9 protein-coding genes are annotated in these 13,174 nt (G+C 66.2%); 2 read left to right on the top strand and 7 right to left on the bottom strand.

Translation table 11 applies throughout. The features are described 5' to 3' along the window. Positions 1 to 60 precede the first annotated feature (60 nt). Complete coding sequence (locus AC3RCP_RS01950) at positions 61 to 2,232, top strand: PA5441 family protein (RefSeq protein WP_492571764.1); 2,172 nt, start codon at positions 61 to 63, stop codon at positions 2,230 to 2,232. A 2-nt stretch (positions 2,233 to 2,234) separates the two neighbouring features. Then, entirely contained in the window at positions 2,235 to 2,954 is a 720-nt protein-coding gene (locus tag AC3RCP_RS01945) for a DUF3142 domain-containing protein (RefSeq protein ID WP_492571766.1), read from the top strand. A 6-nt stretch (positions 2,955 to 2,960) separates the two neighbouring features. On the opposite strand, the gene AC3RCP_RS01940 is transcribed toward AC3RCP_RS01945, so the two are convergent. From AC3RCP_RS01940 to AC3RCP_RS01910, 7 genes are all read right to left on the bottom strand, one after another. After that, the gene (locus AC3RCP_RS01940) at positions 2,961 to 5,426 is read right to left on the bottom strand and encodes a TonB-dependent siderophore receptor (protein ID WP_053259178.1); all 2,466 of its coding nucleotides are present in this window, start codon (positions 5,424 to 5,426) and stop codon (positions 2,961 to 2,963) included. Positions 5,427 to 5,532: 106 nt separating this feature from the next. Beyond that, the gene (locus tag AC3RCP_RS01935) at positions 5,533 to 6,489 is read right to left on the bottom strand and encodes a FecR domain-containing protein (RefSeq protein ID WP_492571767.1); all 957 of its coding nucleotides are present in this window, start codon (positions 6,487 to 6,489) and stop codon (positions 5,533 to 5,535) included. Beyond that, a complete protein-coding gene (locus tag AC3RCP_RS01930; protein WP_053259176.1) occupies positions 6,486 to 6,995 on the bottom strand; it encodes a sigma-70 family RNA polymerase sigma factor in 510 nt (169 codons plus the stop codon). Before AC3RCP_RS01930 ends, AC3RCP_RS01935 begins: the two co-directional genes overlap by 4 nt. Positions 6,996 to 7,363: 368 nt before the next feature. After that, positions 7,364 to 8,812, bottom strand: coding sequence for an efflux transporter outer membrane subunit (locus tag AC3RCP_RS01925; protein WP_492571768.1), 1,449 nt, complete (start codon positions 8,810 to 8,812; stop codon positions 7,364 to 7,366). Further along, positions 8,809 to 9,867: an HlyD family secretion protein gene (locus tag AC3RCP_RS01920; RefSeq protein WP_492571769.1), complete on the bottom strand. Its 1,059-nt coding sequence runs from the start codon at positions 9,865 to 9,867 to the stop codon at positions 8,809 to 8,811. Before AC3RCP_RS01920 ends, AC3RCP_RS01925 begins: the two co-directional genes overlap by 4 nt. A gap of 25 nt (positions 9,868 to 9,892) precedes the next feature. After that, complete coding sequence (locus AC3RCP_RS01915; protein WP_492571770.1) at positions 9,893 to 11,437, bottom strand: MFS transporter; 1,545 nt, start codon at positions 11,435 to 11,437, stop codon at positions 9,893 to 9,895. Between the two features lie 283 nt (positions 11,438 to 11,720). After that, on the bottom strand, positions 11,721 to 12,638 hold the full coding sequence (locus AC3RCP_RS01910; protein WP_101336420.1) for a LysR family transcriptional regulator: 918 nt from the start codon (positions 12,636 to 12,638) through the stop codon (positions 11,721 to 11,723). Positions 12,639 to 13,174: the final 536 nt, after the last annotated feature.

Raw genomic sequence — 13,174 nt, 5'->3', positions numbered from 1 at the left:
TGTATGATTTGCACCACACTTGGACCTTCGGCTCCCATAGTTTCGGATTAAGGACAATTCATGCGTATCGGTCTTTTGTCGTCTTTGACACTGGCGCTCGGCGCCCTCCTCTGCAATCAGGCCCAGGCCAGCTCCGACGATTCCTGTTACCCGCACTGGACCCTGCTCAAAAAAAACCTCGAAAGCTGTAGCAGCCTGCCGTTTCTCAACCCGGGCAACGACAGCCGAGTGAACCTGCGCCTGTTGCTGGCCGACAGTGGTGCCTTGCCCCTGGCGCCGAAAGCGCTGGACGCCGACGACCTGGCCGAAGGGTATGGGCCGGTGCCGTTTTCGGTGTCTCGCCTGAACCCGGCGCCCGACCCCGAAGCGGCGGATGCACCGGCAGCCAGCGCCGACACTGACCTCAACGGCCGCCTGGAAGCCTTGCAGGTGGTGCGCGAAGCTCCTCAGGCGGCCGGCGATGCCTTCCTGTCCGGCGAAGGCAGCCGCTGCCGCAGCAACTCGGACGCCAGCGCCCAGGTATTTGTCGACCAACTGATCGCCGCCGACCTGCCGGCCAGCGAACGCCAGGCACTGGCGCAGAGCCGGGTCAAGCTGCTCGCCGCCTGCAACTGGGACAGCCCGCAACTGGCCAGCCTGCTGCCGACCGATCTGCAGACACCGCTGGGCAAGGGTTTCGCCACTTATCTACAGGCCGCCGGCAACTTCTACAGCGGCCGCTTCAGCGAGGCCGGCGCGGCGTTCGCCACGCTCAAGGACAGCCCGAATGCCTGGCTGAAAGAAACCGCGCTGTACATGAACGCCCGCACGGCCCTCAACAGCGCCCAGCAAAACGCCTTCGACGAATACGGTATGCCGGCGCTCGAGCATGTGGATAAGTCCACCCTGCAACAGGCCGAAGCCGGCTTCGACGCCTACCTGCAAACTTATCCACAGGGTGCCTACGTCGCGTCGGCCAAGGGCCTGCTGCGCCGGGTGCACTGGCTGGACGGCAACCCCGACAAACTCGCCGCCGACTACGCCTGGCAAATGACCCAGGCCAAGGACGAACAGCGCAACCTGTCGCTGGACGATCTGGTGGAAGAAGTCGACACCAAGCTGCTGATGGTCAACCGCAACCCGGTCAGCACGCCCCTGCTGCTGGCGGTCAACGACCTGATGTGGATGCGCGAGCAAGCCGAAGGCCGGCTGACCCGCGCCGCCTTGCAGCAACAGAAGGCGGTCTTCGCCGGGCAACCGGCGCTGTACGACTACCTGCAAGCGGCCTTCGCCCTGTACGTCGACAACGACCCCGACGCCGCGCTGAAACTTCTGCCCGCCGAGCCTGCGGCCAAGCTCGACTACCTCGCCTTCAGCCAGCAGACCCTGCGCGGCCTGGCCCTGGAAGCGAAAAACGACGCCTCGGGCGCACAGGCCCTGTGGTTGCAACTGCTGCCCCTGGCCAAGCAACCGTTGCAACGGGAACAGCTGGAGCTGGCCCTGGCCATGAACTACGAGCGCAACCAGCAACTGGCCAAGGTGTTCGCCGCCGACTCGCCGATCCAAAGCCCGCAGGTGCGCTTCACCCTGCTGCGCCATGTGGCCGACGCCGGGTTGCTGCGCCAGCAGATCGGCCAGGCCGCCGACCCGGTGGAACGTAATACCGCGCAGTTCGTGCTGCTCTACAAGGACCTGCTGCGCGGCCAGTACGCGGCCTTTGCCAGCGACCTTGCGCAGCTTCCCGCCAGCACCCCTGAAGACAAGCTTGGCTACAGCCTGGGTTACGTCTACAGCAACGGCCAGTCGCTCAAGCTGTTCCAGTGGAACGGCAAAGAGGCCGAGTCCGGCTACGTCTGCCCGAGCATCGCAGAAACCGCGGCGGCATTGGAGAAGGATGGGAAAAGCCCGCAAGGCTTGAACTGCCTCGGTGAGTTCATCCTGCGCAACGGCCTGGACGGCATGCCGCTGGACAGCCAGCCCGACAAGCAGTCCCTGGGCGGTACGCCGTCGGCCTTCAAGGGCGAACCGTTCTCCCGCCTCGAGGGCTACAAACAGGTGATCGCCAACAGCAAGGCGCCACGCGACGACCGTGCCTACGCCCTGTACCGCGCGATCAATTGCTTTGCGTCCTCGGGCAACAACCGCTGTGGCGGCAAAGATGTGGAGCCCGCGGTGCGCAAGGCCTGGTTCCGCCAGCTCAAAGGCACCTTCGCCGACACCCAGTGGGGCAAGTCGCTGCAGTACTACTGGTAAGCATGAGTCGCTTCTGGCGATGCCTGCTGCCGGTCTGGCTGTTGCTGGCCGGCAGTGCCCAGGCGGCGGTCGACGCCCGCGATCACGATGCCTTCTGGCTGTGGAGCGGCGTCGCCCCGCAGCCGGTGCTGAACCAGGCCAAGACCCTGTACATCCTGCAAGGGCAGGTCAGCCGTTCGCGCCGCGACCCGAGCGGCAACGTGCACTTCATCGCCCAGGGCATGGCCATTCCGCGCCTGCGCCAGGGCGAGGTCTGGGTGGTCTATCGCGCCCACACCCTGCACTGGCCGGAACCGGTCTACCGCCAGCTGCTGGGCCAGGTGCAGCGCTGGCAGCAGGCCGGCAACCCGGTGGTCGGCATCCAGATCGATTTCGACGCCCGCACCCGCTACCTCGACGAGTACGCCAGCTTCCTGCGCGACCTGCGCCAGCGCCTGCCTGCGCAGTACCGCCTGAGCATCACCGGCCTGATGGACTGGAGCAGCAACGCCAACCCCGAGGCCATCGCCGGGCTCAAGGGCGTCGTCGACGAAGTGGTGGTGCAGACCTACCAGGGCCGCCACAGCATCCCCAACTACGCCGCCTACCTGCCCCGCCTCGACCGCATGGGCCTGCCGTTCAAGGTGGGGTTGATCCAGGGCGGCGAATGGCAGGAGCCGGGCTATCTGCGAGACAGCCCGTGGTTCAGGGGGTATGTGGTGTTTTTGCAGAATCCGCGCTGAGGCGCCTTACCAGTCGTAGCTCAGGCTCGAAACCATGGTCCGGCCTTCGCCGTAATAGCAGTCGAATGTGCCGGCGCAACGGTCGACGTAGGTCTTGTTCTCCAGGTTCTTCACGTTGAGCGCCAGCTTCACGCCCTTCCATTGCAGCGGCGACATGCTCAAGTCGTAGGTGAGAGCGGCGTCGTACACGGTGTAGGAAGGAATCTGGAACGCCCCGGCGTAATAGTCGCCATAGCTGCCGCGCACATAACGCGCGCCCACACCCGCGCCAAGACCGGCCAGAGGCGTATCGCCCAGCAGCCTGTAGTTGACCCACAACGCCGCGGTCAGCGGTGGGTTGCCCGCCGGATGCCGGCCTTTGCGCCCATCGTTGTCCTTGGTGTACTTGATGTCGTTGCGCGACATCGAGGCAATCACGTCCAGCGCTTCAGTGAGGCTGGCCTTGCCTTCCAGCTCGATGCCCCGGGAACGCAGCGCGCCGCTCTGGGTGCTGAAACCCGGGTTGCCCAGGTCGCTCGTCAGCAGGTTTTCCTGCTCCAGCTCATAGGCCGAGATCTGCACGAAACTGCTCTGCCCCGGCGGCTGGTATTTCACCCCCACTTCATATTGCTTGCCGGTGGAAGGATCGAAGGGCTGGCCGCCGACGTTGGTGCCGCTTTGCGGCAGGAAGGATTCCGAATAGCTGACAAAAGGCGCCAGGCCATTTTCGAACAGGTAGACGATGCCCGCGCGCCCGGTGAACGCCTGGTCCTTGCTGTTGGTGTGGCCGCCATTCAACGGGGTCTTGTTGTCGACCTCGGCCCAGTCGTAGCGACCGCCGAGCACGAAGATCCACTGATCGAGCTTGATCTGGTCCTGCAGGTACAGGCCGGTCTGGGTGATGGTGTTGTCCCAGCGATAAGGGTTGCCGAAATTCAGCGACTGGCCGTAGGTCGGGGTGAACAGGTCGATGATCGGCGGGTTGAAGTCGTACTTGCCGTCGAACTTGGAGTTGAAGTGGTAGTAGTCGAGCCCGACGATCAGGGTGTGGTTGAAGGCCCCGGTGTCGAACTCGGCCTGGGCGATGTTATCCACACCCAGCACCTTGTTGTGCTGCTTCCAGTCCACGCCGTAACGGGTGCTGTAGCGCTGGTCGTTGAGCCCGGTCTTGGGGTTGGTGACGAAGCGATAGCCGTGCAGCGGCGCGCGGTAACGGTCGTCGACATCGGCGTAGCGGGTGTTCTGCTTCAGGGTCCAGGTGTCGTTCAGGCGATGGGAAAACTCATAGCCCAGCACGAACTGCTCACGGTCATAGGCGTTGACCCCCGGCTCGCCGAGGAACAGGTCGCGATCGATCTTGCCGTTGGGGTTGGCGAACACCGTGCCCACGCTCGGCAGGCCCTGGGCCTCGGGCACATCGTTGTCTTTCTGGAATTGGGCGAAGAGCGTCAGGCTGGTGTCTTCGCTGGGCCGCCAGGTCAGGCTCGGGGCGATGAACTGACGCTTCTGCTCGACATAGTCGATCTCCGACTGGCTGTCGTTGACCACCCCGGTGAGGCGATAAAGAAACTGGCCTTGCTCATCCAGCGGGCCGCCCAGGTCGATGGCGGCGCTTTTGTAGTCGTAGTTGCCGGCCCGCAGCACGACTTTATGCAACGGCGTCTCGGTCGGGCGCTTGCTGACCATGTTGACGATGCCGCCCGGCTGATTCTGCCCGTACAACACCGACGCCGGGCCCTTGAGCACCTCGATGCGCTCCAGGGAAAAGGGTTCGATCTGCAGGGCGCCGCCGGTGCTGCCGCCGCCATAGGGCAGGTGCAGGCCGTCCAGGTACAGCGGGGTGGGCGAGAAGCCACGGGATGTCGGCTCATCGAAAATCTTCACTCGGTCGGCGAAGCCGCCGCCGGTCATGCCCGGCGTGTAGCGCAGGGCTTCGGTGACGCTCTGGGCCCCGCGAGCGCTGACTTCCGCGGCGGTGATCACGTTGATGGTCTGGGGGATCTCCACCAGCGCCGAGTCAGTCTTGCTCCCCGTGGCGCTGCGCTTGGCGACGATGCCCTGCACCGGCCCCCAGGCACTCTCCTCGACCTGTGCGGCACTGACCTGGGTCGCCCCCAGTTGCAGCGGGCCGTCCTGACTCACCGGCACCAGCAGCCAGCCACCACCCGCCTGCTGTGCCTGCAACCCGCTGCCGGCCAGCAAGCGCTGCAAGCCTTCGGCTACCGGATAACGTCCCTGCAAGCCAGGGCTGCGCTTGCCCGCGGTCATCTGGGCATCCACCGACAACAGAATGCCCGCCGCGCTGGCAAAGCGGTTCAGGGCTTGGTCGAGGTTGCCGGCCGCGATGTTGTACTGGCGCGACTCGCTCTGGCTGGCGGTTTCGGCCTGGGCCATGCCGGGCAGCACCGGCGCCACGGCCAGCAGGCCGGCGAACAGGCCACGGCGCACGGCGCTGGCCAGGGTTTGAGTGGTTGGTGTCGGTTGGTAAGGCATTCCGGAACTCCCCATGAGAATGCGTCTTGATCGGCTTTCAAGAGGTATCCCGAACGGGCTGAAAAAAACGACAAGGGGCAATCCGGATTATTTCAAACGCGAGCCTTCAGGCCCTTGGCTTGAGCGTCACCCAATAACGGGTGACCGCCTGCGCCCGTACCGGCAGCGAGCGCTCCAGCGCGGCGAGAATCGCGTCGCTGTCATCGAGGGGGAAGACCCCGGTCAACAGCAGGTCGGCGACCTCGGCGTCACAGCGCAGGACGCCCGGCCGATAGCGCGACAGCTCTTTGATGAACTGCCCCAGCGGCTGGCGCTCGGCGATCAATCGCCCCTGGCTCCAGCTGCTGGCATTTGGCTCAGCCACCTGCAGCGCCGACACCGAGCCGGCGTCGAACCACAGGCTGTTGCCGGCCTGCAGGTGCAGCGCCGGCGCCTGTCGCGGGCTGATCCGCAACTCGCCCTCGTACAGGCTGACCCGAGTGCCGCCGTCGACTTCCCGCACGGTGAAACGGGTGCCCAGGGCCTGGATATCGCCGGCCGGGGTTTCCACGATCAACGGCCGCGAGCGGTCGCGGCCGCTGCTCAGCTGGATTTCCCCACTGATCAGACGGATGCGTCGCTCCCGGTCGCTGTACAGCAGATCGACGGCCGTGCCGCTGTTGAGGTCCAGCCGGGTGCCGTCGCTGAGGGTCAGGTGGCGGATCTCGCCGGTTGCCGTGCGCTGGCCGGCCCACGCGTTGCGCCAGGGCTGGCTGCCTTGCACCAGGTAGGCGCTGCCGCCGGCGACCAGCAGCAGGCCCAGCAGCTTCAGCGCCGAACGTCGTTGGGGATCGGGGATCTCACGCAACACCGCGCGCGCACTGTCGGCCGGCACGCCGCCCAGGGTCTGTTGCAGCTGCTGCAAACGCTGCCAGGCACGCTGGTGCTCGGGGTCGGCGGTTTGCCAGCGGGCAAAGGCCTGGCGCTGTTCGGCATCCAGTTCACCGCCCCAGTGCAGCATCAGCCATTCACTGGCCTGCTCGACGATGGCCGGGGCGATGGGGGCGTCGCGGTGCCGGCTCATTCTTCGTAGACCACCTGATAACAGGCCTGGATGGCGCGGATCATGTACTTCTGCACCGAGCTGACGGTGACCCCGAGGCGCTCGGCGATCTGCGCGTAGGTCAGGCCCTCGAACTGCGACAACACAAAGGCCTGGCGCACCTTGTCCGGCATGCGATCGAGCATGGCGTCGACCTGCATCAGGGTTTCGAGAATCAACGCACGGGTCTCCAGCGAAGGCGATTGCGGCTCGGGCAGATGGGCGATGCTTTCCAGGTAAGCGCGCTCGATGCGCAGGCGCCGCCACTGGTCGATCACCAGGTTGCGGGCGATCTGCGCCAGGTAACTGCGGCTCTCCAGGTGCCCGGGAAAACGCCCCGATACCAGCAAGCGCAGGAACGTATCCTGCGCCACGTCCGCCGCATGCTCGCGATCGCCCAGGCGCTTGCGCAACCAGCCTTGCAGCCAGCCGTGATGGTCGCGATAGAGACGATGAAGCTGCACCTTGCCGTCAGTCGTTGCTTCCATGAATGGAACCGCACGTGATTGAGAGCAATTATCATTACACTTTTGCCGCCTTCCAGGCAAAGCGCATCTTCAGTGGGCGACGGCGGACTTGCGCGGATCGTGCCCGCCCAAGCGTAATCGGCAACAAGCGCTCATAGTCTTCCCCCCGCCACGCCTTGCCCCCTTCGCTACGCCGGTGCAAAACGTTCAGTGCGGGAAATGGCGCAATGCCGAGCCAGGGCACAGAAACACTTTTGTTGCGGCCCGACATTGACGTCGATATCAGCCCGGCATAGATCAGCCGTACTCAACCCCGTACGCAGCGATTAAGTTCGCTGGCCGTTGGGGTGAAAAAACCGGCCATCAAGCCGGGGTACTGGCGAGGCGGCTCAAGGCTGTGCAGCCGCCAACGGATACACCGACTCCCAGCCTCCGCCCAGCGCCTTGTACAGGCCAACCATGGCCAGGGAAACGCCGGTCGAGCTTTCCACCAGTTGTTCCTGGGTGGCGAGCAAGGCGCCCTGGACGGTGAGGACGTTGACGAAGTCCACCACGCCTTCGACGTACTGCTGTTGCGCGGTGCGCAGGGCGATCTGGTTCTGCCGCACGGCTTCGGCGAGGCTGTCGCGGCGCAGCTGGCTGCTGTTGTAGCGGGTCAGCTGGTCGTCGATTTCATGCCAGGCGCGCAGCACGGTCTGCTGGTAGGCGACGGCCGCTTCCTGCTGCTGGGCTTCGCGCAGATGCAGCATGCCGCGCAGGCGGCCGCCGTCGAACAGCGGCAGGCTGAACTGCGGGCCGATGCCGAACTGGCGCGAGCCCCAGGAGCCGAAGTCCGACAGCTGCATGGCCTGGGAACCGAAGTTGCCCGACAGGGTGATGCGCGGATAAAAGTCACCCTTGGCCACGCCGATGCTGGCGGTGGCGGCATGCAGGCGGGCTTCGGCCTGGCGGATGTCCGGGCGGCGTTCGGCCAGTTGCGACGGCAGGCCGATGGCGACCTGGCGCGGGGTTTGCGGCACCGGCGCATCCGCCGCCAGCTGCGCATGCAGGGCCTGGGGCGGCTCACCCATCAGCAGGCTCAGGGCGTTGATCAGTTGCGCCTGGCGCTGCTGCAAGGCCGGTAGTTGCGACTCGATGGTCGCCACCTGCGCGGCGGCTTCGGCCACGTCCAGGTCGGTGGCCACGCCGTCGGCCAGGCGCAGCTGCGAGAGCTTGAGGCTGTGGCGGGCGACGTCGAGGTTCTGCTCGGTCACCGCCCGGGTGCTCTGCACGCCGCGCAGCTGGATGTAGTCCTGGGCGGTCTCGGCCAGTACCGACAGCAGCACCCCGCGCCGATCATTTTCCGCGACTTCCAGGGTCGCGTCGGCGGCCTCGGTTTCGCGCCGCACGCGGCCCCAGAAATCCAGTTCCCAGGAAGCCGAGAAGCCGGCGTCCCACAGGTTGAAGGCGGACTTGCCCGCGTGCCCCGACGGATCGTTCAAGCCTTCGCCGCTGTTGCGTTTACGCGCATAGCCGCCGCTGGCGCTGCTGGTCGGATAACGCTCGGCGGTGATCACCTGGCGCGCCGCGCGGCTCTGTTGCAGGCGGCTGGTGGCCAGTTGCAGGTCGAGGTTGTCGGTCAGCACGCGCCGGCTCAGGGCCGACAGCTGCGGATCGTTGAAGACCTCCCACCAGCGCTCGTCCAGGGGGCTACTCACCACCTGGCTCGGCGCAACCTTTTGCGGGGTGGCCCAGGCCTCGACCCGCGGCCCTTCGGGACGCTGGAAATCCGGGCCGACACTGCAGGCGGCCAAGGACAACAGGCTCAGGGCGAATACCGGCTGGAGCAGACGACTCATCGCTTCACCACCTCACGCGCGGAGCTGGCCTTACCCAGGGTATCGACGCTCGCTTCCACCGACATCCCGACCCGCAGACGCTCGGCCATCGGCTGGCCGGGCTCCAGCAGGATCTTCACCGGAATGCGCTGCACCACCTTGGTGAAGTTGCCGGTGGCGTTGTCCGGCTTGACCGCGGCGAAGGTCACCCCGGTGGCCGGCGCCAGGCTCTCGACCCGGCCGTGCAGGGTTTCGCCGTCCAGGCTGTCGACCCGCACCTGCACCGGTTGCCCGGGGTGCATGTGGGCCAGCTGGGTTTCCTGGAAGTTGGCCACCACATAGGCCTGCTCCAGCGGCACCACGGCGAGGATCTTGCTGCCCGGCGTGACGTAGGCGCCGACCCGCACCGCGCGTTCGCCGACCATGCCGTCCACCGGCGCGACGATACGCGTGTAGGACAGCTCGTAGCTGGCCATTTCCAGGGACGCCTGGGCGCGCTTCAGCCCGCCCTCGGCGGCGTCGCGCTGGGCGGTGAGGATCTCCACCTGCTTGCGTTCCGCCGCCAGCGCCGCGGTGGCCGTGGCCAGCCGCGCGCTGGCCTGGTCGATGCGGGTCCTGGCCTGCTGGGCATTCTGCACCGTGCCGGCGCCGACCCCGGCCAGGTGGTTGTAGCGGTTCAGTTCATGTTCGGCGAAGGCCATTTCCGCCCGCGCGGCCACCACCGAGGCCTGGGCCTGGGCGATCACCGAGCTTTGCCGGTCGAGGGTGGCGCGGGCGTTCTGCAACTGCGCCTTGGCCACCAGGGTTTCGGCGTCCGCCGCCTGGGCCGCGGCGCGCAGGTCGCGATCGTCGATCAGCGCCAGCAACTGGCCGGCCTTGACCCGCTGGTTGTCTTCCACCAGCACTTCCTTGATGAAACCCGCCACGCGCGGGGCCACCAGGGTGTAGTCGGCGTTGACAAAGGCATCGTTGGTGGTCTGCTCGGTGGCCTTGCCGGTGACCAGGTACACCAGCACACCCAGGACCGCGACCGCCGCCACGCTGACGGCGATTTTGTGTTTGATGTGGATCGTCATAAAAACCTTCTGTCTCAGTGAACGTTCAAGTCGGCGCGCGTGGCGGATAGATCCGCGTCGGCAGCCAGAAAATCAGCAGGATCAAGGCCGCCGCCACGCCAGCCATGACGTAGTAAAGGTCGGCGGAGGTCAGCACCACGGCCTGTCGGTGCAGGCGCTGGGCGAGGTTGCTGGCGTCGACGGCGCTCAGCGGCGAGTTGCCGAGGCTGTCCACCAGCATGGTCGAGTGAAAGTGCAGGCGGTGAGTGGTCAGGGCATCCAGCACGCCGGTGGCGATCACCGCCGCCAGGCCTTTCACGGTGTTGAACCAGGAGGACGCGAACGGCCCCTCGATCGGCTGGATACTGCCGGTGGAAAGCATCAGCAATGGCAGCACCGCCATCGGCTGGCCGAAGATCTGCAACAGTTGCAGCACGTAGAAATCGTCGCGAATCCACGCCGAGGTCAGCTGCGCGCCTCCCAGGCACGACAGCACCAGCATCGTCAGGCCGATGCCCAGCACCCAGCGGCAATCGACCCAGCGCAGGTTGCACAGGGCCGCCACCAGGGGCAACGCGAGTAGCTGCGGCAGGGCCATCACCAGCATCACCGGGGCGGTCTGCAACGGCCGGTAGCCCTGGACCTGGGCCAGGAAACTGGACGGAATGATGATCACCGCGGTCAGCACCACCAGTACTCCGGCCAGGGTCAGCAAAGCGAACGACAGGTTGCGGATGCCGAGCATCTGCAACTTGAAGAACGGAATCGGCTGCGACCATTCGTTGATCAGAAACAGCACCAGCAACAACGCCCCCCCGCCCAGCAGCAGGCAGATCAGCGGCGAGCCGAACCAGTCCAGGCGATTGCCCTGGAGGATGCCGATCACCAGCATGCAGATCGCCGGGAACCCCAGCAGCAGGCCGCGCCAGTTGAAAGCCTTGAGGCGTTCCAGGCGCAGCGGGTCCTGGGGCAGGCCGTAGGCCACCGCGAGCATCGCCAGCAAGCACGGCGCCACCACCTGCCAGAACGCCCATTGCCAGCCGACGTATTCGGTCCACAGGGCGGCCAGCGGCGTGCCCAGGCTCGGGCCGAAGGTAGCGGTCAGGGCGTAGCCGGCCAGGCCGTAGAGCTTGACGTTGGCCGGCAGGAACCGCAGCGCCACGGTCATCAGCATCGGCGGCAACGCGCCGCCGGCCAGGCCCTGCACGGTGCGCAGCAGCAATAGGCTGTGGTAGTTCGGGGCGAACGGACAGAGCACGCCCAGCACGGTGAACAGGGCGATGGCGCAAAGGGTGAAACGGCGCAGCGAGAAGGTCACCGAGCACCAGGGGGCGAAGGCCATGGCCGCCACCGAGGTGGCGGTGTAACTGGCCACCAGCCAGGTGCCTTCGTCATAGCCGATGGCCAGGGCGCCACGGATGTCGGCCAGGGCGATCTTGGTCACCATTTCGTTGAGGCCCGACACCAGCACCGCCAGCAATACGCCGAGCAGGCCGATGATGATTCGCGGGCCGAAGACCGCGGGGCTGGCAGCTGCCGGTTTGCTGGCCACTTCAGCGGGTGCCGGCACAGCCACGGCGAGGGAACTCATGAAGGGAACGACTCCGATAGAAATACCGAAGCAGTGTAAAAAGCCCGACAGCTGACGAAAACTGACTTATCGGCAGCTTATAAGTGCATCAAACGCAACGATTGGATGACCTGTAGCCGCTGCCGAGCCCGCGAGGCTGCGATCGGCGGCGCAGCCGTCGCAAAACCAGGCAACCTGATCCAACAGGTCAATCGCGGGCACTCCCTGGAGAGGGCTAAGTCGGATGCCGCCGACCTCGTTCGCAGCCTCGCGTTGCTCGGCAGCGGCTACAGGGGGTGTGGATTCAAGGCTGGGCGGTGCGCCAGGTTTCGTTGCAGGAGGCGCGCAGGGTTTCGCGGAACCATTTGTGCGCCGGGTCCTTGTCGTAGCGCGGGTGCCAGGCCTGGGTCAGCACCAGGGTCGGCAGGGGAATCGGCAAGGCGAAGGAACGCAGGTGCAGGCCCAGGCGCGACACGCTGAGCAGGGTTTCCTTGGGCACCGGCAGGATCAGGTCCGAGTCCGGCAGCATGAACATCGCGGCATGGAAGCTCGGCGCGATCAGCGGCACCCGGCGCTGCAGGCCCAGGTCGCCGAGCGCCACATCGATCGGCCCGCGGGCGATGCCACGACGGGACATGCTGATGTGCGGGAAGGCGGCAAAACGCTCGGCGGTGATCTCCTCGTCGAGCAACGGATGATGCTCGCGCACCAGGCCGACAAAGGTGGTGGAGAACAGGTTCTGCACCTTCACTTCCGGGGTCAGCGGCCGGGTGTTGCTGATGCGCAGGTCGATCCGCCCTTCGCGCAGGGCCTCGTCGTCGCCATCGCCCTCCGGGACGAAACGCAGTTCGCAATGGGGCGCCTGGCGCTCCAGGGTGTCGATCAGGCGGCCGCCATAGACGCCGACGAAAAAGTCGTTGGCGCGCACGTTGAAGCGGCGGCGCAGGGTGCCGAGGTCGACCTGATCGCCGGAGCGGAACACCAGCGCCGCCTGCTCCACCAGGTCGCGCACCTGGCCGCGCAGTTCCAGGGCCTTGGGTGTGGGCACCAGGCCGCGGCCGGCACGCACCAGGATCGGGTCGCCCAGCGCCTCGCGGATCCGCGTGAGGGTCCGGCTCATGGCCGCCGGGCTGAGGTTCATGCGCCGGGCCGCGCCGACCACGCTGCCTTCGTCGAGCAGGGCGTCGAGGGCGACCAGAAGGTTCATGTCCGGGAGTTGCATGCTGAGCACTCGTGGCTGATCGGGGATGAGTCAGGCGCAATGCTAGCAGGGTCATTTCAGCCAGGGACACCACTCTGTGTAGCCGCTGCCGCAGGCTGCGATCGAGGACGAAGTCCTCGCCAGACCTGCGCATGCGGTGTGCCAGACAGAACGCGCTGTCAGGTTTTGCGCCGGCTGCGCCGTCGATCGCAGCCTCGCAGGCTCGGCAGCGGCTACAGGATCGTGGAGGGCAGTTCAACCATGGACACCACGCTGTGTAGCCGCTGCCGCAGGCTGCGATCGAGGACGAAGTCCTCGCCAGACCTGCGCATGCGGTGTGCCAGACAGAACGCGCTGTCAGGTTTTGCGCCGGCTGCGCCGTCGATCGCAGCCTCGCGGGCTCGGCAGCGGCTACAGGATCGTGGAGGGCAGTTCAACCGTGGACACCGCTCTCTGTAGCCGCTGCCGCAGGCTGCGATCGAGGACGAAGTCCTCGCCAGACCTACGCATGCGGTGTGCCAGACAAAATGTGCTGTCAGGTTTTGCGCCGGCTGCGC

Source organism: Pseudomonas sp. GW822-FHT05A08 (assembly GCF_058800485.1).
This window is presented reverse-complemented; position numbering and strand designations above follow the sequence as displayed.